The organism is Nonomuraea rosea, assembly GCF_039539705.1.
Lineage (GTDB): Bacteria > Actinomycetota > Actinomycetes > Streptosporangiales > Streptosporangiaceae > Nonomuraea > Nonomuraea rosea.
The window spans coordinates 82,757-106,501 of the sequence record NZ_BAABDQ010000050.1 but is presented as its reverse complement, the minus strand read 5'-3'; the positions used below and the strand labels follow the sequence as shown (position 1 = coordinate 106,501).

The following is a 23,745-nucleotide window of genomic DNA, read 5'->3' as shown; positions in this document are numbered from 1 at the left end:
CGACCAGCACGAGGTTCTCCCGGCCGGTGAGGATCTCGTCGACGGCGGCGAACTGCCCGGTGAGGCTGATCGACTCGCGTACGTCCGCCGGTTGGGTGGTGACGTCGAAGCCGTGCACGCCGGCCGTACCCGCGTCGGCCTTGAGCAGCGTGGACAGGATTTTCACGACGGTGGTCTTGCCGGCTCCGTTGGAGCCGAGCAGGGCGAAGATGCTGCCGGGCGCCACGGCGAAGTCCACGCCGCGCAGCACGTGCAGGTTCTTGTACGACTTCTCCAGGCCCTGCACGCGGATCGCAGGCCGCTGGAGCTGGTGGGCTGTCATCTGGATACCTGATCTCTCGTAGGTAGTGTTATTGACTACCGGTACATAGTATCGCTGAATAGCTGAGGCGCAAGCGGGGGTAAGAACGGGTTCTCTGGGGTGCTCAACCGTTCATGGGGTCCACCATCGCCGACCGCGCTGATACCGGGCCGTCGCCGTCCTGACGCGGCCGCTGACACGTGGCGGGAAGCAGTCGAGAGAGGTGGTGCTCGGCTTGAACGGGCAGCGCATGGCCGGCGATCGGCATCTCCGGCGGGCGCACGTGGCCACTCATCCGAGTGGCCCTCCGCCGATGGGCGGCTTCAGCCTTCAGATCGGAGATTCAGCCGCGCTCTCGCTGGGGGGCGCGGCCTCGGGCGGCGGCTACTCGCAGAAGACACGCACCTGGGCGTCGGGCTGCTCGACCTCCAGGGTCAGCTCGTCGAGGTGCTCCACGAGCGCCTCAAGTTGTTCGGGCTTGAGCTGCGTCAGGTCGAGCGGCACGCCCGACTTGGCCAGCTCGGCGTTGGCCCGATCCAGTGCCTGCGGCGGGATGAGGGCCGCCAGCTGGACGCCGGCCCGCAGCAGCTGCAGGGGGATCCGCACGTTGATCCGCCCCGGCTCGCCGGCGTCCAGGGTTTCCACCACCACCCGCAGGTATCTCGCCCTGCCCTTCGGCCGGGCGCCGGGACTCGGCGCGGGCGACGGCCGGTCCTGGTCGAGGGCGGCGATGAGCTGATCGGCCTCCTCTGCGGTGATCTTGCCTTCGGCCAGCATGCCGAGGATGTCCTTGCGCTGTTCGTTCATCGGAACCTCTCCTATCGGATGGCCACGAGCACAGCCGTACGGCCCTGCTCGACGTCGACCCGGGTGCCGGGCAAGGCGGAGACGATGCGCCGGCCGGTGTCCAGTGCCCGCGGCACTGGACGCGACGGTTCCTCCGAGGGATCCCGGAGCCCCGCGCCTGCCCCCCGCCGGGCCAGCAGCGGGAGGGCGGCGAGCTGGATGAGGGCGGCGGCGCCGAGGATGCCGGTGGTGACCTCCTCCCGCCAGCCGGGGAGATGCTCGGAGAAGCCCGACTGCTCGTCCATGTACATCACCAGGTTGCCCCACGCCACCAGGAGCAGCGCCAGCAGGAAGACGACCGTGAAGACGCCGATGATCAGCAGGGAGCGCGGGCGGACGCCGTGCCTGCGCAGGAGGATCCCGTGCAGGGCCAGACCTGCGGCGGGTATGCCGGCGAAGGCGCACACCTGCCACATGACGCCGAGCGCGTGGTCGGCCTCCCAGAAGGACCCGGGTGGGGCTGTGGCGCGGGCGATCCGGTCTGACACGAGGTTGGCCGCGGCGAAGGCCAGGAGAAACGCCGACGGGAGCAGGAGGAGCCATGGGCTCCGGGGGAGAAGCCAAGGACCGCGTCCCGGCGAACGACGCCGCGCACGGCCAGGAGCTGGGCGATCGCGGCGGCGGCGCTCAGGAAACCCGTCCCGAGCATGACGCCCGAGGGCCGGCCCGTTCGGTGAGCCCGAAGAGCTCGCCGGCGGTCTGGACGGCGTCGGGTCCTCCCTGTACGTGGAGGCGGCCCGTGGAGATCGCGATGAGCGCCGCGGCGGGATCGCGCCCGATCTCGGCGAGTGTCGCGGCGTCGGCGAAGGTGAGGACGACATCGGGATCGTCGGCGTGGCCGGGGAAGGTGCGCAGGGCTCCGTCGGCGATGCGGCCGTGCAAGGCGCCGGTGTCCACGGCGAACTCGACGGTGAGGGACACGCCCTGGGCCCGCTCCGGCCGGAACATCGCCTGCAGGGACGGCGTGATCCAGTGGATCTCGAAGGCGTCGTCGCCCTGGTCGCTCAGCAGGCGCAGGCCGAACCGGGCGAGCTCGGTCACCGCCGGTTGCAGGTCCCGGCCGAGCGGCGTCAGCTCGTACACCTTTGACGCGGCGGGCGCCGGGAGGGTGCGCCGGCTGATGATCGCGGCGTCCTCCAGGGCCTTCAGGCGGGTGGCGAGCATGTCGGTGGAGATGCCCGCGAGCCCGGCGAGCAGGTCGACGTAGCGTTTCGGCCCGTTGAGCAGCTCTCGGACGACCAGCAGGGACCAGCGTTCGCCGACCAGGTCGAGTGCCTTGGCCACCGCGCAGTAATGGCCGTACGACCGCGATGTCATGACCCGCAGCCTATCCCACAGGTCGTGAAACCCAAGCTGTCAGTCTGGAATCCAGATTGCTCACTTGACTTTTCCAAGTACGAGCTCGAAGGTGGAGCCTGCTTCCCCCAACCGGCCCGGGAGGACCGCGTGACTCTCGTCGACACCGACCCAGCCACCACCGCACTGGCGATCGAGCACCTGTGCGACTTCGCCATCACCTTCCAGGCGATGCAGACCCTGTCCACCCCGCTGGGCACGCGAATGATCGCCGTCGTCCGCCACGGGACCGTCGAGGGCCCGCGGCTGCGCGGCGAGTTCCTGCCCGGCGGAGGCGACTGGATCGTCATCGGCTCCGACCGCGTCGCGCGCCTCGACGTCCGGGCGACGATCCGTACCCATGACGGGGAGCTGGTGTTCGTCACCGTCACCGGCCGCGCCGCGCTGTCGGACGCGGCGATCGACCGGCTGCTGGCCGGCCAGACCATCGGCTGGGACGAGATGCACGCACGGACCGCGCCGCTGTTCGAGACCGGCGCGGCCGGCTACGCGTGGCTGAACTCCACCGTCGCCATCGCGATCAACGAGCTGTCCCTTCACCACGTCAACTACCGCGTCTACAGCGTCCAGTGATCGGCCGATCGGAAGGAACACCATGCCCCCCACCACCAGGGACCTGTTCGACACCTATGCCGCCACGTTCGCCACCCGCGACGTGGCCGCGATCGTCGCCCTGCACTCGCCAGGAAGCCAGTTCTGGCTGCACAACGGCGAGCGGCCGGTCCACGGCAGGACGGCGGTGCGCGACACCTTCGCCGCCCTGTTCGAGCAGTGGCCGGACCTGGGGTTCGAGACGTACCGGGTGATCGTCGGCGACCGCCACTGGGTTCTCGACTGGGCTCTCACCGCCGTTCTGACCGGCCAGGACGGCCATCGGCGGCCGATCCGCTTCGACTGCCTGGACGTCGTCACCCTGGATGCGGACGGGCTGGTCGAACGCAAGGACACGTTCATCGACCTTCCCCAGGCACAGGCCGCGCTCATGACCCCCGGATGGACCGCCCGATAACGAGGTGCGGTGAGCCCGTGGTTCGGGCGAAGATGGCCGAGCCTGGCTGTGGCAGCCGGCGCCCCCGGAAGAGGAGCGTGCCATGAGCGCCATCGGATCCGCCGACCCTGAGGTCCGGGTGATCACGGGAACGCTGCGCGGGCGGACGGAGGACGGCGTGTCCGTCTTCCGTGGCGTGCCGTTCGCGAGCCCGCCGGTGGGCGCCCTGCGACTGGCCGCACCGGCGCCGGCCGAGCCGTGGGACGGGGTGCGCGAGGCCGTCGCGTTCGGTCCGCCGCCGCCGCAGTCCAGGTTGCTGGGCTCGTCCTGGGCGGACGACGCGGACGGTGACTGGCTGACGGCCAATGTCTGGTCCCCCGACCTGGGCGCCGCCCGGCTGCCGGTGATGGTGTGGATCTACGGCGGCGGCTACATGTACGGGCGGTCCGGCGACCCGCTCTTCGACGGCCGCGTGCTCGCCCGCGACGGCGTCGTCGTGGTCACCTTCAACTACCGCCTCTCCGCCGAGGGCTTCGGGCACTTCCACGGGGCGCCGGCCAACCGCGGCCTGCTGGACCAGGTGGCCGCCCTCCGCTGGGTGCGCGACAACATCGCGGCTTTCGGCGGAGATCCGGGCCGGGTCACCGTCTTCGGGGAGTCCGCGGGAGCCGGGAGCATCGCGGCGCTGATGACGATGCCCCAGGCCGCCGGCCTGTTCCGCAGGGCGATCGTGCAGAGCGTGCCGGGCCTGTTCTACTCCGCCGAGCTGGCCGCCGACATCGCCACCGCCGTGGCCGGCGAGCTGGGCGTGCCCCCGCGCGCGGACGAGCTCGCCCGCCTGTCGCCGGAGCGGCTGATCGACGCCGGGGACGCGGTGGCGGACAAGATGGACGGCCACCCGCAGTGGGACCGGGCGGCGTACATCCGGACGCCGTTCGCGCCGGTCGTGGACGGCGAGGTGCTGGCCGACACGCCGTGGCGGTCACTGGCGGACGGGGCCGCGCCCGACGTGGACCTGATCGCGGGGCACACCCGCGACGAATATCGGCTGTTCCTCGCCCTCCAGGGCGACATCGGCCAGATCACCGCCGAGCGGGCGGCCGCCGCGCTGCGGGAGCTGGCCCCGGATCCGGAGGCCTACCGGGCCGCCTACCCGGAAGCCGGTGACGAGCGGCTGTACGAGCTGGTGCACTCCGACTGGTTGTTCCGGATGCCGTCCGTCCGGCTGGCCGAGGAGCTGCACCGGCACGGCGGCCGGGCGCACCTGTACGAGCTGACCTGGCCGGCCCCCGGCATGGGTGGCGATGCTCTCGGCGCCTGCCACGGGCTCGGCCTGCCGCTGACGTTCGGCAACCTGACGGATGGAGGGGCGGCGGGGCTGCTGATCGGCCAGGATCCGCCGCCGGCCGCCGCCGAGCTGTCGGCCCGGGTGCGCGCCGCCTGGATCGCCTTCGCCACCACCGGGGATCCGGGCTGGCCGGCGTACGAGCCGGGTGACAGGTTCACCTGGGTCATCGACACCGAGCCCGGCATCAGGGCGTATCCGGAGGAGATCTCCCGTGAGCTGTGGGCCGGGCACGACTTCGCCCCGCTCGCGTTACGCCTCACCCCTTGAGACCACTGAACGTCATCGTCGCGACGAACTGCCGCTGCGCCGCGACGAAGGCGATGATGAGCGGCATCGTCGCCACCACGTTGCCCGCCATCAGCAGCGACCACTGCGTGTGCCGGGTGCCCTGGAAGTTGGCCAGGCCGAGCTGGATCGTGTAGACGTTCTCGTCGCTGATCGCGACCAGCGGCCAGATCAGGTCGTTCCACGAGCCGAGCAGGGTGAACACGGTCAGCGTGGCCAGCGCCGGGCGGGCCAGCGGCAGCACCACGCGCCAGAACACCCCGAAGGTGTTGCAGCCGTCGATGCGGGCCGCGTCCTCCAGCTCGGCGGGCAGCGACAGGAAGAACTGCCGCATGAGGAAGATCCCGAACGCCGAGGCCAGCCAGGGCACGAACGCCGCCGCCAGCGTGTCGATCAGGCCGAGCCGGCTGAACATGATGTACGTCGGGATCATCAGCAGCTGAGTCGGGATCATGATGGTCGCGAGGATCACCATGAACCCGGCGCTCTTGCCGAAGAACTTCAGCCGTGCGAAGCCGTACCCGGCCATGGAGCACAGGATGAGGTGCGAGACGACCGCGACCGCCGCCACGATCACCGTGTTGAGCAGCCAGTGCAGTGCCGGCGACTGGGTGAACAGGCCGGTGAAGCCGTCGAGCTGCAGCCGGCTCGGGATGAAGCGCGGCGGGAAGCGGTTGATGTCGCTGTCCGGCATGAAGGCGGTCAGCACCATCTGCACGAGAGGCAGCGCGAACAGCAGGGCCACCGGCATCAGCAGCAGATGCCACGGGCTGAAGGGCAGGCGTCGCATCAGAAGGCCTCGATCTTGCTGCGCCGGGAGTACAGGATCATCCCGACGGTGATGAGCATGGTCACGGCGAACAGCCCGTACGCCACGGCCGAGCCGTAGCCGAACCTGGTGAGCTGGAAGGCCTGGGCGTAGACGTAGTAGACGATGGTCTGGGTCGCGCCCAGCGGGCCGCCCCTGGTCGTGGTGAAGACCAGGTCGAAGAGCTGGAGCGCGGTGATCGTCTGCCAGATGGCGGTGAACACCGTGACCGGGCCCAGGGCGGGCAGGGTGACGTTCCGGAAGACCTGCCAGCGGTTGGCGCCGTCCATCCTGGCCGCCTCGACGACATCCTTGGGGATGTCCTGCAGCGCGGCCAGGTACACCACCACGGTGAAGCCGACCTGTCCCCACAGCGCGATCAGGCAGATCACCGTGAGCGCCTGCGACTGGCTCTCCAGGAACTGCTGCTGCGGCAGGCCGAGAACGCGCAGCACGCTGTTGGCCGCGCCGTACTGGGGATTGAAGACGAAGCTGGCCAGGATGCCGGTCGCCGCCGCCGAGGCCACGAACGGGATGAAGATGCACGTGCGATAGAAGCCGACCAGCCGGATCGGGCGGTTGAGCGCGACCGCGATGAGCATCCCGAGGAGGATCGACGACGGCACGAACAGGACCGTGAAGATCAGCGTGTGGCCGGCCGCCGCGAACAGGTCCGGGTCCTGCGCCATGACCTCGTAGTTCGTCCAGCCGATCGGCTTGGCGGGGGCGATGCCGTTCCACTTCTGGCGCGAGATGAGGAACGCCCACACCGCCGGGAAGATCGACAGGCCGATGACGAGCAGCGTGGCGGGGCCGGCGAACCCCCAGCCGGTCAGGTTGCGGCTGAGCCACCGCGTCCCGCGACTGGGGGCTCCGGCGTGCCGGCCGGCGAGCAGCAGCGGCATCCTCAGCCTCCGGCCAGCGCCGTCGCGGACTTGGCCGCCGCCTGGTCCAGGGCGTCCTTCGGCGTGGCCGCGCCCTGCAGGGTCTTGGAGATGGCCTCACCGACGAACCTGGACAGCTCGACGTATCCCGTGACCGTGGGCCTGGCCTGCTTGGCGTTCGCCAGGTTGGCGACCAGCTTCTCCACGCCCGGGTAGGTCTTGATGTACTCCTTGTAGGCCGGCAACGCGGTCTCGGAGGTGCGCAGGGGCAGGTTGCCCGTGACGAGGTTCCACTGGGCGTCGCCCTCGGCGGAGGTGAGCCACTTGATCAGCTCGAACGACCAGTAGGCGCGGTTGGCGTCGTCGTTGTCGAACAGGGTCCACAGGTCGGGGCCGGAGACGGTCTGGTGGTCGCCGTTGGTGCCCGGCAGGTAGGCCACGCCGTATTTGGTCTTCTTCTGGCCCAGGTTGTACAGCTCCCACGGACCGGAGATGATCATGCCGATCCGGCCGTCCTCGAACAGCGGGCCGTACCGCTCGTCGGTCTGGTCGAGGTACATGCTCTTGTCGTCCACGGCCATCGCCCGCAGGAACTCCAGCGCGTCCACGCCCTGCTGGGAGTTGAAGGCCGCCTTCTTCTGGTCGGGGGAGAGCACGGAGCCGCCGCGCTGCCACAACAGCGGCCACAGGTGCCAGGTCGTGTCCTCGGACCCGCTCACCGAGTACGCGGTGCCGTAGATCTTCTCGGCGGGGTCGGTCAGCTTCTTGGCCGCCGCCCTGAAGTCCTCCCAGGACCAGTCGTCGGTCGGGTACGGCACCTTCTTGGCGTCGAAGACCGACTTGTTGTAGAGCAGCGCGAGGTTGTCCACGAGCGCGGGGAAGCCGATCACCTGCCCGGCTGGCGTGGCCGTGGTGCGGGCGGAGGCGGGGAACTCCTCCCACTTGACCGAGGCGTCCCGCACCTTCTCGGTGAGGTCCAGGGCCTTGCCGGATTCCTGGAGCTGAGACGCCCAGCTACCGTAAGAGTACGAAATATCGGGATAGACGCCGCTGGCGAAGCCCGCGGAGAGCTTCTGCAGCAACTGGTCGGTGGTGGACGCTCCCGACGTCACCTCGATGGTGACGTTGGGATGGGCCTGCGTGAACTTGGTCGCCAGCCCTTCCAGGATCTTCTGCACGTCGGCGGTCTGACCCGTCCACCAGGTGAGCTTCACCTTCGCCTGCGGGTCCGCCGTCTTGGGGCCCTCCGCGGGTGACCCCCCGCAGCCTGCGGCCGCCAGGATGATCGCCGCGACCAGGGCTGTCACGGTTCTTCTTCGCATCGTGGATGCTCCTCCCGGATGTTGGAGCCAATCATCATGACTTTCGAAGTCTTGTCAATACCTTCGAAAAAGCGCAAGGGTTGACAACGTTTCACAACTCCTGGGACCGTGCGGTGGTGTCCAGAACGACCTTCGACCTTCTTGTCGTCGGCGACGCCAACCCGGATGTGATCGTGTCCGGGGCGCCTCGCCAACCCGAGTTCGGCCAGCGTGAGCAGCTCGTCCCCGCGGCGGGCCTGGTGCTCGGCGGCTCCGGCGCGATCACCGCGTACGGCGCCGCCCGCCTGGGCCTGCGCACCGCTTTCGCCGGGCGCGTGGGGGACGATCCCGCGGGAGCCTTCGTCCTGGACGCCCTGCGCTCCGGCGGCGTGGACGTCTCCGGCTGCGTCGTCGACCCCGCCGTCCCCACGGCCATGACCGTGATCCTGGTGGACGGCGACGACCGGGCGATCCTCACCGCCTCCGGCACGCTCGACCGGCTCACGGCCGCCGACGTCTCGCTCGGGCTCGTCGAGCGGGCCGCGCACGTGCACGTCTCGTCGTACTTCCTGCAGCCGCTGCTGGCCGCCGGCCTGCCAGGACTCTTCCGCTCCGCCCGCGCCGCGGGCGCGTCCACCTCGCTCGACACCAACGACGACCCGGCAGGGAAGTGGGCCGGGCTGGACGAGGTGCTGCCGGTCACCGACGTGCTGCTGCCCAACGAGGCCGAGGCCCGCGCGATCTCCGGCGTGCCCGGCATCGAGGACGCCGTCCGCGCGCTGGCGGCCATGGGCACCCTGCCCGTCGTCAAGCGCGGCGAGCACGGCGCGCTCTCCCTCGCCGACGGCGAGCTCGTCGCGGCGCCCGCGCGCCCCGCGGCCGTGGTCGACGCCGTCGGCGCGGGCGACAGCTTCAACGCCGGGCTGCTCGCGGCGCTCCTGCGCGGCGAGCCGCTGCGGCGCGCTCTAGAGGTGGCCGTGGCCTGCGGCACCCTGTCCACCCGCGCCGCCGGGGGCACCGCGGCGCAGCCCACCTGGGAGGAAGCAATCTCATGAAGAAGATCGTGTTCGTCGGGGCGGGAAGCGTCGTCTTCACCCAGGGACTGCTCGCCGACCTCGTGAAGTTCCCCGAGCTGCACGGCATGCACCTGGCCCTGCACGACATCGACCCCGAGCGCCTGCAGGTCGCCGAGGCCGTCTGCCGGCGCATCGCCGGCGACGCGGCCACCGTCACCGCCCACCTCGACCGGCGCGCGGCCCTCGACGGCGCCGACTTCGTGATCAACATGATCCAGGTCGGCGGCCACGACGCCACCGTCACCGACTTCGAGATCCCCGCCCGGTACGGGCTGCGCCAGACCATCGCCGACACCATCGGCGTCGGCGGCATCTTCCGCGCGCTGCGCACGTTCCCCGTGCTCGACGCGCTGGCCGCCGACATCGCCGGCGTCTGCCCCGACGCGCTGCTGCTCAACTACACCAACCCCATGGCGATGAACGTCTGGTACCTGTCCGGCAAGGTCAGGAACGTGGTCGGGCTCTGCCACTCGGTGTACTGGACGATGCGGGGGCTCGCGGAGCTGGTGTCGGTGCCGTACGAGGAGGTCACCTACCTCGCCGCCGGGGTCAACCACCAGGCGTGGGTGCTGCGCTTCGAACGCGACGGCGAGGACCTCTACCCGCGCCTCGACGTGGACGATCCCGAGCTGCGCCGGCGCGTGCGGGTGGACATGTTCCGCCGGCTCGGCTACTACCCGACGGAGACCAGCGAGCACTCCGCCGAGTACGTGCCCTGGCTCATGCACCACGACAGCGAGATCGAGCGGCTGCGCATCCCGGTGGGGGAGTACGTGCGCATCAGCGAGGACAACCTGCGCGAGTACCGGCAGACCCGCGACACCGTGCGCGGCGGCGGCGAGCTCGACATCGCCGGCACCGACGAGTACGCCCCGCAGATCATCCACAGCATCGTCACCGGCACGCCGCGCGTCGTCTACGGCAACGTCGTCAACGACGGGCTGATCTCGAACCTGCCCCAGGGCGGCGTCGTGGAGGTGCCCTGTGTGGTGGACGCCACCGGCGTGCGGCCCACCGCCGTCGGCGCGCTGCCCCCGCAGTGCGCGGCGCTCAACCGGACCTACATGAGCATGAACGAGCTGACCGTGCGGGCCGCGCTCGAAGAACGGCCCGAGTACGTCAGGCACGCCATGATGATCGACCCCAACACGGCGGCCACGCTCACGCTCGACGAGATCTGGCGCCTGGCGGACGACCTCACCCGCGCGCACGGCGACCTGCTGCCGAAGGCCCTGCGCCTCTAGCAGCCGTGCGCGGCTCAGCGGGCTATCTCGACCTCCAGCCCCTTGCCGCGCAGGGAGCCCACGCACTCGGGGTCGGCCGACTCGCCCGTGATCAGCAGGTCGATCTCGCCGATCGCGCAGATCGGCGCCATCTCCACCACGCCCAGCTTCGAAGCGTCCGCGACCAGGATCTTCCTGGTCGCGGATCGCAGCATGCGCTGCTTCATCTCCGCGTCGGGCAGGCTCACGTTCGTCACCCCGTCGATCGCGTCGATGCCGCCGCAGCCCAGGATGACGGTGTTGGCGCGGATGCCCTCCAGCAGCTTGCCGCCCAGCGGATCGACCAGCGAATGCTGCTGCCGCCGCAGGCTGCCGCCCGTCACCACGACCGAGAGCCGGGGGATCGCGGGCTCCAGCTCCAGCGCCGTGCGCAGCCCGTTGGTGAACACCGTCACGTCGGTCAGCTCGGGGCGCGCCACCAGCTCCCTGGCCACGTACGTGGTCGTCGTGCCCGCGCCCATCAGCACGCTCTCGCCCGAGGTGATCAGCCGCGCCGCGACCTTCGCGATCAGCGACTTCTCCACCGCCGCCGTGCCGAGCGACAGCTCGAACGACGCCTCGACGTGCTGCGCGGGGGCGGCCGACATCGCGCCGCCGCGCACCCGCCGCACCTTGCCCTGCTCCTCCAGCGCGTCGAGGTCGGCGCGGACCGTCACGCTGGACACGCTGAACGCCTCGGCCAGCTCCGCGACCCGCGCGAACTCCTGCTCGGTCAGCAGCGCGAGCATGCGATCACGCCGCACCTCCGTCGGCATCGACTCCATCATGCCCGGACCGCCGCGGGCAGCAGGTCGCCGTGCGCCTCGATCAGCTCGTCGCACAGCGCCTCGATCTGCGGCAGCGTCAGGGTGGCCGCCGTGTTCGGGTCGAGCATCGCCGCGTGGTAGACGTGCCCGCGGTCGCCGTCGAGCACCGCGCGGACGGTCAGCTCGACCACGTTGAGGAATGTGCGGTTGAGCGCGGCGAGCTGGACGGGCAGGTCGCCCACGGCGCGGGGGCGCAGCCCGCCGGCGCCCGCCAGCGCCGGCACCTCCACGCAGCACCCCTCGGGCAGGTTGCCGATCAGGCCGCGGTTGGCCACGTTGACGTAGATCTCCTTCTCCTCGCCGATCAGCAGGGCGCGGATCATCGCCGCCGCCGGCTCCTGGTGCTGCCAGCGGATGAGCAGCGAATGCCCGGCCGACAGGGCGCGGCGGGTCTCCTCGTACAGGTGCAGGCTCTTGCCGACGCGCCGCAGGTATTCCTCGACGGGGACGCCCAGCCTGGCGGTCTCCTCCGGGTGCCGCATGATCCAGGGGACGTATTCGGCGGCGTGCTCGCTCGACATCGTCGGGAAGTGCCCGAACTTCCGGTAGAGCTCCACCCGGACGTGCCTGCGCAGCTGCGCGTCGGACTCGAGCACCGCGTCGAGCTCGGGGTAGAGCGAGCGGCCGCCGGCCTCGAAGCGCAGGACGAACGACTGATGGTTGACCCCGGCGCTGAGGAACGTCACCTCGTCCTGGCCGCGCCCGACGAGGTCGGCCAGGTAGGCGTGGGTGTCGCAGACCGCGTGGCACAGCCCGGCGAAGCGCTCCAGGCCCGTGGCCTCCTGCACCGCCCAGCCCGTCATCGCCATCGGGTCGCTGCAGCTCAGCAGCCAGGCGTCCGGGCATTCGGCGGCCATCTCCGCCGCCAGGCTCACCAGCACGGGGATCGTGCGCAGGCCGCGGAACACCCCGCCGATGCCGATGGTGTCGCCGATCGTCTGGCGCAGGCCGTAGCGGTGGGGGATCTCGAAGTCGCGCAGCGTCGCCTCGAACCCGCCCACGTCGAGGTCGCTGATGACGAAGTCGGCGCCGCGCAGCGCCTGCCGCCGCTCGAAGGTGCTGCGGATCTTCGCCGCGGAGCCGGCCTCGGCGTCTATCGCGCGCACGAGGGTCTCGGCGGTCGCGAGCCGACCGGGATCGTCGTCGTGCAGCACGATCTCCAGCTCGCCGCGGAGCTCGGGGACGAGCACCAGGCCGGACAGGACGCGGCGCGTCAACTCCACGTCACCGACCCCGATGAAGACGATCCGCGCCATCCACGAAGTATGCCACGCTGCGCAGACCTGCTGGTCCGGCCTTCGTCCCGGTTCGGGGCGATCGTCCGGGCCGACGCCGCACGCGCCCCGGGCGGACCCTTCAGGGCCGGGGGCGCGTGCGTCTCAAGCGGTCACGCGTAGAGGAAGTAGTAGCGGTACCGGCTCTCCCACACGCATGAATAGTCGTCCCACCAGCCCTGGGCGACGCCCAGGTTCCCGACCCGCTGGCACTCCGAGTAGTCCTTGAAGACGCCGGACAGCTGCGCGGCCGCCGTCGCCGGGGTGGCGCCGATCGTCATCGACACTCCGAGGACCATGACGGCCGAGGCGAGAACAGCGCGTACCTTTCGCATTCGTCCTCCTGTGACTGGGGAGATCATGACGGTGGACATTATCACTAACTGCGCGCCAGGGAAATTGTCAGTTCCCGATCGGACGCAGGGGTTTGAAAGTTTCATCGGCGTTTTCGCGACGGCCATTGCGGTCGTTTACTGCGCGTAAGGTCGGCGTCACTTTCCGATTCTGCTGTTTCTCCGGAGTTTCGGTCGCTGTCCAATTCCGGACATGGCGGCCCCGGAAGGCCTCGCGAGCCCCCAAAGTACGATTTATGCCGCTTTTCCTGGTTGGTTGGCACGTTACACAGAAAACTTTGACCATCGTCACTTACGTGTCATATCGTCGCACCGCCCATATCGATGTGAGCCGCGACACTCGAGCACGACGTTGTTCTCATAGGCGCTTCGGTCGGCGCGCTGATCGCGGCTGCCCCGGCATCGGAGGAGACACGGACGGCTGCCGGGAAGCGGTGATCATCCGACCAAACCGGAGTCGTACCATGCAAGCTCGGATCCGCACGGCCAAGATCGTCGGCATGGTGCTGACCATGCTGGCCTCCGTCGGCGTGTCGCTGGCCTTCGCGCCACCGGCCCAAGCCGCGCAGGTGATCACTGATATCGCTTACGCCCCCGCACAACCGGCCGGCAGCAGGGGACACCTGCTCGACCTTCGCTTACCGTCCACCGGCATCACGCCCCGCCCGCTGCTGATCTGGCACAGCGGCTCGGCGTGGACGAGCGACGACGGCAAGGCCGGCGCGGAGGCGATCGCGAACATCTTCAACCCCCTGGGCTTCGCCGTGGCCGGCGTCAGCGTCCGGTCCAGCGCCCAGGCGATATTCCCGGCCCAGGTGCACGACATCAAGGCGGCCATCCGCTGGCTGCGCGCGAACGCCGCCACGTATCAGCTCGACCCCAATCGCTTCGCGATCATGGGCAACTCCTCGGGCGGGTGGCTGACGGAGATGGCCACCCTGTCCGGCGGCGTGACGGCGCTGGAGGGCACCGTCGGCACGACCGGCGTCTCCAGCGCCGTGCAGACGGGCGTCGCCTTCTTCAGCCCGACCGACTTCCTGCAGATGAACGCGCAGAACCTGCCGACCGGCGGGCTGAACCACGACTCTCCCGCCTCGCCGGAATCCCTCCTGCTCGGCTGCCCGATCCAGACCTGCCCGGCCCAGGCGGCCCAGGCCAACGCGATGACCTACGCCGACAGCAACGATCCGCCGCTGATGTTCCTGCACGGCCAGGCCGACTTCCTGGTGCCGCACGGGCAGAGCGTCCTGCTCTACAACAGGATCAAGGCTCAGTGCGGTGACGCGACGTTCATCTCGGTGCCCGGCGCGGACCACATCCTGACCGAGGTCATGGACCCCGTCCACCACGGTCTGCAGACCGTCTCCACCACCACCGACTGCGGGGAGACCGTCGGCACCGGCACGCTGAACCCCACCTGGGCCAACTTCGCGACCTTCCTGCGCGGCGGGCTCAAGCTGGGCACCTCCTGCGAGGTCACCTACGCCACCGGCGTCTGGGACGGCGCCTTCAACGGCAGCGTGACCATCAAGAACACCGGCACGACCCCCATCCAGGGCTGGACCACGACGTGGACCTGGACGGGCAACCAGCAGATCACGACCGCCTGGAACGCCACCGTGACCCAGACCGGCACCCAGGTGACCGCACGCGACGCCGGCCACAACTCCTACATCGGCCCCGGTTCGAGCCAGAGCCTCGGCTTCTCGGCGACCGCAACCGGGACGAACGGCATTCCCGCCCAGTTCCAACTCAACAACGCCGTGTGCACGAGAGTGCCCGCCTGAGACGACGCGCGCCGGGCCTGAGCTGAATGGCGACGGCCCGGCGCCGTTCTCTGTCGTCCGAATTCTGGAATTGCATTCGGAATCGCGGCACGGAGCGGAAAGGCCCATTCCCGGAACGCGACACGTTCTGTCGAACTCTGCTCACAGAATGTCGCCGACCCGGATTATGGACGCTCATATTGCTTCCTCCGACGGGCCGCCCCTATCCTTGCCCGTGACGGCTCACCGGCCTATTCCACGTCGTTTCCTCGGCCGGCCGGGAGCCGCTTGATATCCCGTGACCCGAAATAAATCGGAAAACCGCCTTCCACCGCTGAAGGCCGTTGTCCGGGATCGCCGATGAGTTGAGTTAGGGGACGTGTGCGTACATCCAACATGTTCGTCAGGAGCCTCGGCGTCTATGTGCCTGACAGCGTGAGCGTCGAGCGGGCGGTCCGTGAGGGCTGGTACCCGGCCGCCGAGGCCGAAGAGTTCCGGCAACTCGGCGCGGCGGTCGCCGGCGACATGCCCGCGCCCGAGATGGCGCGGCTCGCGGTCCTGGACGCGTACGACCGCTGGGGTGAGTCCTCCCCGCGCGATCTCGACCTGCTGCTCTACCCGTCGGTCTGGCACCAGGGCCCGAACGGCTGGCAGCCCCAGCACTACCTGCAGAAGCACCTCCTCGGCGGGAACGTGCCCGCGTTCGAGATCCGCAGCGGCTGCGTCGGGATGATCAGCTCGCTCGAACTGGCGGCGAGCTACCTCCAGGCCGACGCGGGACGGGAGACGGCCATGGTCGTCTCCTCCGACAACCACGGCACCCCCCTGGTGGACCGCTGGCGGATGACCCCCGGGGCGCTGATCGGCGACGCCGCCGCCGCGCTCCTCCTCGGCAAGGAATACGGCATGGCCGAGCTCCTGTCGGTGAACGCGACGGTGATCCCGGAGGCCGACGCGGTCAACGACGGCGCCTACCCCCTGTTCCCCCCGGACGCCACCGTCGGCAGGGGCCTGAGCTTCGGGGACCGGCACGAGGAGTTCCGCCAGCGGCTGCTCAACGCGCAGGGAACCGGGATCCACCTGACCATCCAGAAGACGATGATGCAGCAGGTCGAGCAGACCCTGGACGAGGCCGGGATCGGGCTGGCCGACATCACCCGGGTGGCGTTCCCGCACGGCCGCCGGGAGGACCTGGACGGGCAGATGGCCTGGCTGGGCATCGACGAGGAGCAGACGACCTGGGACTACGGGCGGCGCGTCGGCCACTGCGGCGCGGTGGACCAGTTCATCGCCTTCGAGCACCTGATCGCGACCGGCGGGCTGACAGCCGGAGATCACCTGCTCATGGTCGGCTTCGGCTCGGGAACGTCCGTCGCCGCGGCGGCCTTCAAGATCCTCGCTCCCGCTCCCGTCACGAGAGAAGCACGCGCATGACCGAGATCACCCAGAACCTGATCGACTTCATCCAGAAGAACCTCGTCCAGGACGGCGACGACATCACGGTCGACGAGACGACCCCGCTCCTCGTGTCGGGCCTCCTCGACTCCCTGCGGACGGCGCGGCTGCTGACTTTCCTCCGGAAGGACGTCGGCGTCGCGATCCCCGCCGCGAAGCTCGACCCCGAGAATTTCAGGGACGTCGTGACCATCGTGGCGATGGTCAGAGAACTCGAATCCGTCTAGCCGGAGCCAGGTCAGAGTCATGCAGTGGGCGGACACGTACATCAGCGGGGTGGGAGCCTATCTCCCACGGACCCGCGTCAGCGTCGAGAAGGCCGTCGCCAAGGGCTGGTACCCGGGCGAAGAGGCCGAGCTGCACAACCTGGCCGGGACGGCGGTGGCCGGTGAAGAACCGGCTCCGGAGATGGCCCTGCACGCGGCGCAGAGCGCGCTCAAGCGCAGCGGGCGGGCGCCGTCCGACCTGGCGCTTCTCCTGTACGCCTCCACCTGGCACCAGGGGCCGGACGGCTGGCCCCCGCACTCCTACCTGCAGCGCCACCTCGTCGGCGGGAACGTCCTGGCCACCGAGATCCGGCAGGGCTGCAACGGGATGTTCATCGCCCTGGAGCTCGCGGCCGGCTACCTGGACTCCGTACCCGGGCAGCGGGCGGCCCTGCTGGTCGCCTCCGACAATTACGGCACCCCGCTGATGGACCGGTGGCGGATGGGCCCCGGCTACATCGGCGGCGACGCCGCCAGCGCGCTCGTGCTCACCAAGGAGGGCGGTTTCGCCCGCCTGATGTCGGTCTGCACGACGACGGTGGCTGAGGCCGAGGAGCTGCACCGGGGCACCGAACCCCTGTTCCCGCCGGGCGTCACGGTCGGGCGCCGGATGAGCTTCGCGGCCAGGAACGAGCAGTTCCGGCAGCAGGTCATGCCCAAGGGCGAGGCCACCGCGGCGCTGTTCAAGATCCAGCGGGCGCTCATGGAGGTCATCGAGCGCGTGCTGGACGAGAGCGGGATCGAGGCCGGCGACCTCACCCGGGTGGCGTTCATGAACTACTCGGAAGAGATCGTCGAACAGCGGTGCATGGCCGTGCTCGACCTGCCCATGTCCCGCTCGACCTGGGGTTACGGCCGCACCATCGGCCACTGCGGGGCCAGCGACCAGGTGCTTTCCCTCGACCACCTGCTCATGACCGGGCAGCTGGGCCCCGGCGACCACCTGCTGATGCTCGGCACCGGGCCGGGAGTGACCGTCTCCGGCGCCGTGATCAAGATCATCGACACTCCTCAATGGGCTTGAACCGAAGGGAAACGAACGCAGATGGTCGATAGTCCGCACGGAGCCCGGGTGGAACCAGTGGCGGTGGTCGGGATCGGATGCCGCCTTCCCGGCGACGCTCACTCACCGGACGCGTTCTGGGACCTGCTGTGCGGCGGCCGGAACACGACCCGGCCGCTGCCCGCCGAACGCTGGCGCCGGTATGAGAACCGGAGCCCCGAGTACGCCGCCGCGCTGCGCGACGCCGTGCGTCATGGCAGCTTCCTGAGCGACATCGAGGGCTTCGACGCGGAGTTCTTCGGCCTGTCGCCCCGGGAGGCCGAGCTGATGGACCCGCAGCAGCGGATCCTGATGGAGACCGCGTGGGAGGCCCTGGAGCACGCCGGCCTGCCGCCGCACGAGCTGGCCGGCACCGACGCCGGGGTGTTCGTCGGGGTCTGCACGGCCGACTACGGCGGCAGCCTGCTGGAGGACCTGCCCCAGATCGAGGCGTGGACCGGGATCGGCGCTGCGACCTGCGCCGTCGCCAACCGCATCTCCTACTCCCTGGACCTGCGCGGCCCCAGCATGGCGATCGACACCGCCTGCTCGGCCTCGCTGGTCGCGCTGCACCTGGCCGCGCAGAGCCTGCGGCTCGGCGAGAGCGACGTCGCCCTCGCCGGCGGCGTCAACCTGCTGATCACCCCGGGCCAGACCCTCACGCTCGGCACCGCCGGCGCCCTGGCCCCCGACGGGCGGTCCAAGTCGTTCGACGCGTCGGCCGACGGCTACGGGCGCGGCGAGGGCTGTGGCGTGGTCGTGCTCAAGCGGCTGTCCGACGCGCAGCGCGACGGCGACCGGATCCTCGCGCTCGTCATCGGCAGCGCCGTGAACCAGGACGGGCACACCAACGGCATCATGGCGCCGTGCGGGGAGGCCCAGGCCCACGTGATGGCCCGGGCCTGCCGGCTGGCGGGCGTCGCGCCGTCCACCGTCGACTACGTCGAGGCGCACGGCACCGGGACCCGGCTGGGCGACCCGCTCGAAGCGGAGGCGCTCTCCTCCGTGTACGGCACGCGGCGGCCCTCCGGCGACCCGTGCCTCATCGGCTCGGTCAAGTCCAACATCGGCCACCTCGAAGGCGCCGCCGGCATCGCCGGCGTCATCAAGGCGGTGCTCGCCCTCGACCGCGGTGAGATCCCCCCGAGCCTGCTGACCACCCTGAACCCGGCCATCGCGTGGGAGGCCTCGGGCCTCCGCGTGGTGACAGAACGATCGGCCTGGCCGGAGCGCGAGCATCCCCGCCGGGCGGGCGTCTCCAGCTTCGGGTACGGCGGCACGGTCGCGCACATCGTGCTGGAGCAGGCCCCTCCGGCTCAGGAGGCGCCTCGGGGCGGGGCGGCGGGGGAGCTGTTCCCGCTGTCGGCCGCCTCGGAGAAGGCGTTGCGTCAGTACGCGGGCAACCTCGCCGATCACCTCGGGGAAGGACTCGACCTGGCGTCGGCGGGACACACGCTGGCGCTCCGGCGCACCCATCTGACCCGCCGCGCCGTCGTGATCGGGGCGGACAGGGACGAGCTGACGGCCGGCCTGCGCAGGCTCGCGGACGACGTGCCGGCCGAGTCCGTCATCACCGGCGACGTGCTGCCCGAGCTCGGTCCCGGGCCGGTCTGGGTCTTCTCCGGGCAGGGCTGCCAGTGGCGGGGGATGGGCCGGGAGCTGCTCGCCGTGCCGGAGTTCGCGTCCGTGGTCGACGAGGTGGAGCCGATCTTCGCCGAGGAGATCGGCTTCTCGCCCCGGCAGGTCCTGGCCGACGGCGACCTCGACTCGATCGACCGCGTACAGACCATGATCTTCGTGATGCAGCTGGGCCTCGCCAGGCTCTGGAACGCGTACGGGGTCGCTCCGAAGGCCGTCATCGGCCACTCCGTCGGCGAGATCGCGGCGGCGGTGACGGCCGGCGCGATGAGCGTCGCCGACGGCGCCCGCCTGATCTGCCGCCGCTCCCGGCTGCTGTGCCAGGCCGAGGGCAAGGGGGCCATGGTGATGGCCGGCCTGTCCTTCGAGGAGGCGGCCGAGAGGCTGGCCGGCCGTACCGACCTGGTGGCGGCGATCTCGTCCGCGCCCGGCTCCACCGTGCTGTCCGGCGAGGTCGCCGCGGTCGAGGCGGTGCTGAACGAGTGGCCGGCCGAGGGCATCGTGGTGCGGCGGGTGGCGTCGGACGTCGCCTTCCACAGCCCGCAGATGGATCCGCTGGCCGCCGAGCTGGCCGTGGCCACCGCCGATCTCTCGTTCGGCGCGCCCCGCATCCCCATGTACACGACCGCGCTGGCCGATCCCCGGTCGACGCCCGTCCTGGACAGCGCGTACTGGGCGGCGAACCTCCGTGAGCCCGTGCGCCTGGCCGCGGCGACGACGGCCGCCGCGCAGGACGGCTACCGCGTGTTCCTGGAGATCTCCCCGCACCCCGTGGTCGCGCACTCCGTCACCGAGACGCTCTCGGAGAACGGGTTCGAGGACGTGTTCGTCGGCACGTCGCTGCGCAGGAACCAGCCGGAGACGCCGGCCTTCCTCGTCGCGGTCGGCACGGCGCACTGTCACGGCGTCGAGGTGGACTGGAGCCGGCTGCAGCCGGCCGCGGCTCCGGCCGACCTGCCGCCGTACGCCTGGCAGCACCGCCGCCACTGGCGCGAGGTCTACACAGGACAGGACAACCCGGGGCACGACCCGCACGGCCACACCCTGCTCGGAGCCGGGACCAGTCTCGCGGGCAGCCGGGCCCGGCTGTGGCGGACCAGCCTGGAGGACGCCAACCGGCCCTACCCGGGCAGCCACGCGCTCAACGGGGTCGAGATCGTGCCCGCCGCCGTGCTGGTCAACACGTTCCTGCACGCCGTCGAGGACGAGGACGTCACGCTCACCGGCGTGGAGATGATGCATCCGCTGATGACAGCGGAGCGCCGGCAGGTCCAGGTCGTGCACGAGCCGCCGGCGGTACGGCTCGCGGCCCGTACGCCGGCCGGCCCCGACGAGCCCGAACCCGCCTGGCTGGTGCACGTCACCGCGAACGTGGCCGCTCCTGGCCAGGTGAAGCCCGACGTGCTGCCGGACGAGGGCGCTCTCGCCCCGATCGACCCCGGGTTCGTGCACCAGCGGCTGGCCACCGTCGGGGTGCCCTCGACGGGCTTCGACTGGACGATCGGGACGCTGCTGAGCGCGGACGGCGTGCTGCGGGCCACGGTCCGTACCGGGGAGCCGGGGAGCTGGGCGCCGGCGCTGGACGCGGCGATGTCGGTGGCGCCCTGCGTGTTCCCCGGCGATCCGGTGCTGCGCATGGTCGTGCACATCGACGAGGTGGTGCTGACCGGCACGCCGCCCTCGACGGTGATCATCGACGCGGCCATGGACCCGGCCGCCGCCGACACCGTGCGGGTGCTGCTGGCCGAGGCGGACGGCCGGGTGGTGGGACACCTCACGGGGCTCCGCTATCCGGTGATCGACGCGCCGGTCCCGGCCGGGGACGACCTCCAGGAGCCCGCGGAGTCGTTCGCCGGCCTGGCGCCCGAGGATCTGCGGGAGAAGGTCCTGCCCGAGGTCCGCGCGGAGATCGCGGCCGTGATGCGGCTGGCTCCCGAGGACCTGGCGATCCGGCGTCCCCTCGTCGAGCAGGGGCTGGACTCGGTGATGACCGTCATGGTCCGGCGGCGCCTGGAGAAGCGCTTCGGCCGCCGCCTCCCCGCGACCTTGCTGTGGCAGCAACCCGCCATCTCCGCGATCGCGGATCACCTGGTGGAGCTGCTCGCCACGCCGAGACCGGACGCGGCGCCCGTTCCCGAGAGCAGGCCCGCCATCGGATGATCGCCATCCGCGAGTGCGGTTGTTAGCATGATCAGCGAGTCCTGCCACGCCGCTCGGCTCCATGGTCGAGCGGCACAGGGAGCGCCATGAGCACAGCCGAGCACGACGTACCTGCGACTCCGACCTTTCCGATGGCGCGGACCTGCCCGTTCGCGCCACCGGACGAATATCGGCGGATGCGTGCCGCCGCGCCCGTCGTCCGCGCTGCCCTGCCCAACGGGGCGCCGGTCTGGGCGGTCACCCGCTACGCCGAGGCGCGGCAGATCCTCAGTGACCCGAGGATCAGCTCGAACACCGGACGCCCCGAACGACCTCGCGGGCCCGACGACGACCGCCCCGACGACGGCTTCTTCGTCGACATGGATCCACCGGAGCACAGCCGGTTCCGGCGGTTGCTGATCTCGGAGCTCGGCGCCCGTCCGATCGAGGCCCTGCGGCCGGACCTCCAGCGCATCGCCGACACCGCGATCGACGAGCTGCTGGAGGCCGGGCCGCCCGCCGACCTCGTCGCCCTGTACGCGCGCCGGGTCCCGTCGCGGGTCCTCTGCGCGTTGTTCGGCATCCCGGCCGGCGACCACGCGTTCTTCGAGTCCCGGCTGCGGATGCTGTCGGTGACGAGCATGGATCCGAGTGTGGCGGCGCAGGCGTCCAGCGACGTTCGCGGCTATCTGCGCGAACTCATCAGCGACGCGGAGCGTGCGCCGCACGAGGGAATGATCCGGCGGCTGGCCGCCAGGCACCTGCCCACCGGCGAGCTGACCACGGACGAGCTGATCAACATCGGTTTTCTCCTGCTGCTCGCGGGCTACGACTCCCCGGCGAACACGATCTCCTTAGGCATGCTCACACTGCTGCGGCACCCGGCGCAGCTGGCCGCGCTGCGCGCCGGCCCGGGCCTGCTGGCGGGTGCGATCGAGGAGCTGCTGCGCTTCCACTCCGTACAGGACTGGGTCAGCTTCGACCGGGTCGCGGCCGAGGACCTGGAGATCGGCTCCGTACGGATCCGCGCCGGTGACCGCCTGACGGTGCTGGCCGCCTCCGCCAATCGTGATGTACGGGCGTTCGAGAACCCCGACGACTTCGACATCCACCGGCCCGCCCGCCCCCACGTCGCCTTCGGCCACGGGATTCACCAGTGCATCGGCCGCAACCTCGCCCGCGCCGAGCTGCAGGTCGCGTGCGGCACGCTGCTGACCCGGATCCCGACGCTGCGCCTGGCGATCGAGTTCGGCGAGCTGCCCTTCGCCGGCGACGCGCCGTTCTTCGGGCTGCACGCGATGCCGGTCACCTGGTAGCGCCGGCGACGTAGGCGTCCTCGGCCGCGTAGGGGAACCAGACGTCGGGGCCGTGGCGGTCGATCAGATCGGGAAAGACCTCCTGCCAGCGGCCGCCCGCCTCGGATACGGCGGGGACGGCCCATTCGATGACCTGGCGCAGCGCGTCGTCGTAGGGGACGGCAGGGCGGTAGCCGAGCTCGGCACGGGCCTTGTCCATGCTGAACACGATCGGCTCCGGCACATTCCACGGATTGAACCCCAGGCCGTCCGGACGCGACGGGCCCGCGAAGGTGATGATCTCCGCCTCGTGGCCCATGACGGCGAAGATCCTGGCGCCGATCTCGGCGACGGTCAGCGGGTCGTCGGCGACGTTGAGGACCCGGGCCCCCGGGCGCCGCGCGCACAGATGGATCAGCTCGGCGACGTTCGCGACCGCCGAGGTGGGGAACCGGCTCCGGCCGTCCTGGGCGATCACGACGTACGGCCGCTTGTCGAGCGCCCGCTTGATGAACGACCAGTGATCGAGCGAGGTGCCGTACGGGCCGTGCAGCACGCCTGTCCGCAGGATGCTGACCGGCAGGCCGGGCGTCGCCAGCAGGCGGCGCTCCAGCGCGGCCTTCCCCGCCGGGTAGTCGTGGGTGTCGCGCTCGATCGTCGGCCACGTCTCCGGGATCGGCACCGGCAGGCCGGGAGCCTGGTAGACGGCTCCCGACGAGATGACCACCAGCGAGCCGACGCGGCCGGCCAGCTGGGCGAGCTGCGCACCGTGGAGCGGGGTGAACGCGACCGTGTCCACGACCAGGTCGTGGCCGTCGAGGGCACGGAGCAGCGCCTCGGTGTCGGCCCTGTCGACCTGGACCGACGTGATCCCGTCCAGCCCGGCGGCGCCCGGCTTTGCGGCGTCCGGACGGGGCCGGCGGTGCCCGAGGGTCACCGCGTAGCCGGCCGCGGTGAGCCGGGCGGCGGTGGCCCGGCCGATCTGCCCCGTGCCTCCGATGATGAAGGCTCTGCGATCGTGGACCGTCACCAGCCGATCTTACCCCGCCCCGGCCGAGGCCCCAGGTCCTGGCGGCCAGCAATCAGATCGTCCGCGGGTCACCCCCGCCTCCGAAAGGCCACCACCTGCGATGTCAGGCTTCGAGCAACCACCGGCACGGTCCCGCTCGGTCAGGTGGTCGAGCAGGACTTCCCTGATGCCCGCGAGCTGCCGCAGTTGTTCCGGGGAGAGCAGG

At 70.7% G+C, this 23,745-nt stretch carries 22 protein-coding genes; 11 read left to right on the top strand and 11 right to left on the bottom strand.

All coding sequences use genetic code 11. From position 1 onward, the window contains the following. The 4 genes from ABEA43_RS58850 to ABEA43_RS58835 all read right to left on the bottom strand — a co-directional run. Positions 1-322, bottom strand: a 322-nt coding sequence (locus ABEA43_RS58850; protein ID WP_345576674.1) for an ATP-binding cassette domain-containing protein, incomplete at its 3' end; no start/stop codon positions are given. 363 nt (positions 323-685) lie between these two features. Continuing rightward, complete coding sequence (locus ABEA43_RS58845; protein ID WP_345576672.1) at positions 686-1,108, bottom strand: SHOCT-like domain-containing protein; 423 nt, start codon at positions 1,106-1,108, stop codon at positions 686-688. 11 nt (positions 1,109-1,119) lie between these two features. Continuing rightward, positions 1,120-1,635 carry a hypothetical protein gene (locus ABEA43_RS58840; RefSeq protein WP_345576670.1) on the bottom strand — a complete coding sequence of 172 codons (516 nt, stop codon included), beginning with the start codon at positions 1,633-1,635 and terminating at the stop codon, positions 1,120-1,122. A gap of 139 nt (positions 1,636-1,774) precedes the next feature. Then, positions 1,775-2,464 (bottom strand): winged helix-turn-helix transcriptional regulator, encoded by a 690-nt coding sequence (locus ABEA43_RS58835; RefSeq protein ID WP_345576668.1) that lies wholly within the window; start codon positions 2,462-2,464, stop codon positions 1,775-1,777. Positions 2,465-2,593: 129 nt separating this feature from the next. Here ABEA43_RS58835 and ABEA43_RS58830 point away from each other — a divergent pair, with 129 nt between their 5' ends. The 3 genes from ABEA43_RS58830 (at position 2,594) to ABEA43_RS58820 (ending at position 5,106) form a co-directional block, all read left to right on the top strand. After that, positions 2,594-3,076 (top strand): DUF3237 domain-containing protein, encoded by a 483-nt coding sequence (locus ABEA43_RS58830; protein WP_345576666.1) that lies wholly within the window; start codon positions 2,594-2,596, stop codon positions 3,074-3,076. Positions 3,077-3,098: 22 nt separating this feature from the next. Continuing rightward, positions 3,099-3,512 (top strand): nuclear transport factor 2 family protein, encoded by a 414-nt coding sequence (locus ABEA43_RS58825; protein WP_345576664.1) that lies wholly within the window; start codon positions 3,099-3,101, stop codon positions 3,510-3,512. A gap of 82 nt (positions 3,513-3,594) precedes the next feature. Further along, complete coding sequence (locus tag ABEA43_RS58820; RefSeq protein ID WP_345576662.1) at positions 3,595-5,106, top strand: carboxylesterase/lipase family protein; 1,512 nt, start codon at positions 3,595-3,597, stop codon at positions 5,104-5,106. On the opposite strand, the gene ABEA43_RS58815 is transcribed toward ABEA43_RS58820, so the two are convergent. From ABEA43_RS58815 to ABEA43_RS58805, 3 genes are read right to left on the bottom strand one after another with little or no spacing between them, the layout of a single operon-like run. Further along, entirely contained in the window at positions 5,096-5,914 is an 819-nt protein-coding gene (locus ABEA43_RS58815) for a carbohydrate ABC transporter permease (RefSeq protein ID WP_345576660.1), read from the bottom strand. The genes ABEA43_RS58820 and ABEA43_RS58815 overlap by 11 nt on opposite strands. Further along, positions 5,914-6,837: a carbohydrate ABC transporter permease gene (locus ABEA43_RS58810; protein WP_345576658.1), complete on the bottom strand. Its 924-nt coding sequence runs from the start codon at positions 6,835-6,837 to the stop codon at positions 5,914-5,916. Before ABEA43_RS58810 ends, ABEA43_RS58815 begins: the two co-directional genes overlap by 1 nt. Positions 6,838-6,839: 2 nt before the next feature. Next, positions 6,840-8,138, bottom strand: a complete 1,299-nt coding sequence (locus tag ABEA43_RS58805) for an ABC transporter substrate-binding protein (protein WP_345576656.1) — start codon at positions 8,136-8,138, stop codon at positions 6,840-6,842. Between the two features lie 116 nt (positions 8,139-8,254). Between ABEA43_RS58805 and ABEA43_RS58800 the strand changes: the two genes are divergently transcribed. Both ABEA43_RS58800 and melA read left to right on the top strand, forming a co-directional pair. Continuing rightward, positions 8,255-9,172: a carbohydrate kinase family protein gene (locus ABEA43_RS58800; protein ID WP_345576654.1), complete on the top strand. Its 918-nt coding sequence runs from the start codon at positions 8,255-8,257 to the stop codon at positions 9,170-9,172. Next, positions 9,169-10,437: an alpha-glucosidase/alpha-galactosidase gene (gene melA, locus ABEA43_RS58795; protein WP_345576652.1), complete on the top strand. Its 1,269-nt coding sequence runs from the start codon at positions 9,169-9,171 to the stop codon at positions 10,435-10,437. Before ABEA43_RS58800 ends, melA begins: the two co-directional genes overlap by 4 nt. A gap of 14 nt (positions 10,438-10,451) precedes the next feature. Here melA and ABEA43_RS58790 read toward each other — a convergent pair whose 3' ends face one another. The 3 genes from ABEA43_RS58790 to ABEA43_RS58780 all read right to left on the bottom strand — a co-directional run bounded on the left by ABEA43_RS58790 (position 10,452) and on the right by ABEA43_RS58780 (position 12,891). Beyond that, complete coding sequence (locus ABEA43_RS58790; protein ID WP_345576650.1) at positions 10,452-11,231, bottom strand: DeoR/GlpR family DNA-binding transcription regulator; 780 nt, start codon at positions 11,229-11,231, stop codon at positions 10,452-10,454. Positions 11,232-11,239: 8 nt separating this feature from the next. Then, positions 11,240-12,538 carry a family 4 glycosyl hydrolase gene (locus ABEA43_RS58785; protein WP_345576648.1) on the bottom strand — a complete coding sequence of 433 codons (1,299 nt, stop codon included), beginning with the start codon at positions 12,536-12,538 and terminating at the stop codon, positions 11,240-11,242. 131 nt (positions 12,539-12,669) lie between these two features. Beyond that, complete coding sequence (locus ABEA43_RS58780; RefSeq protein WP_345576646.1) at positions 12,670-12,891, bottom strand: hypothetical protein; 222 nt, start codon at positions 12,889-12,891, stop codon at positions 12,670-12,672. Between the two features lie 482 nt (positions 12,892-13,373). On the opposite strand from ABEA43_RS58780, the gene ABEA43_RS58775 reads away from it, so the two are divergent. The 6 genes from ABEA43_RS58775 to ABEA43_RS58750 all read left to right on the top strand — a co-directional run bounded on the left by ABEA43_RS58775 (position 13,374) and on the right by ABEA43_RS58750 (position 22,531). Continuing rightward, the gene (locus ABEA43_RS58775; RefSeq protein ID WP_345576644.1) at positions 13,374-14,696 is read left to right on the top strand and encodes a cellulose binding domain-containing protein; all 1,323 of its coding nucleotides are present in this window, start codon (positions 13,374-13,376) and stop codon (positions 14,694-14,696) included. Positions 14,697-15,056: 360 nt separating this feature from the next. Then, a complete protein-coding gene (locus tag ABEA43_RS58770) occupies positions 15,057-16,109 on the top strand; it encodes a ketoacyl-ACP synthase III family protein (RefSeq protein WP_345576642.1) in 1,053 nt (350 codons plus the stop codon). After that, a complete protein-coding gene (locus tag ABEA43_RS58765; RefSeq protein WP_345576640.1) occupies positions 16,106-16,357 on the top strand; it encodes an acyl carrier protein in 252 nt (83 codons plus the stop codon). Before ABEA43_RS58770 ends, ABEA43_RS58765 begins: the two co-directional genes overlap by 4 nt. Before the next feature lie 19 nt (positions 16,358-16,376). Next, positions 16,377-17,420 carry a ketoacyl-ACP synthase III family protein gene (locus tag ABEA43_RS58760; RefSeq protein WP_345576638.1) on the top strand — a complete coding sequence of 348 codons (1,044 nt, stop codon included), beginning with the start codon at positions 16,377-16,379 and terminating at the stop codon, positions 17,418-17,420. A 48-nt stretch (positions 17,421-17,468) separates the two neighbouring features. Then, entirely contained in the window at positions 17,469-21,236 is a 3,768-nt protein-coding gene (locus ABEA43_RS58755; RefSeq protein ID WP_345576636.1) for a type I polyketide synthase, read from the top strand. An 86-nt stretch (positions 21,237-21,322) separates the two neighbouring features. Beyond that, positions 21,323-22,531: a cytochrome P450 gene (locus ABEA43_RS58750; RefSeq protein WP_345576634.1), complete on the top strand. Its 1,209-nt coding sequence runs from the start codon at positions 21,323-21,325 to the stop codon at positions 22,529-22,531. Here the strand turns inward: ABEA43_RS58750 and ABEA43_RS58745 are convergent. Further along, positions 22,521-23,540, bottom strand: a complete 1,020-nt coding sequence (locus tag ABEA43_RS58745; protein WP_345576632.1) for an NAD-dependent epimerase/dehydratase family protein — start codon at positions 23,538-23,540, stop codon at positions 22,521-22,523. The genes ABEA43_RS58750 and ABEA43_RS58745 overlap by 11 nt on opposite strands. Positions 23,541-23,745 lie beyond the last annotated feature (205 nt).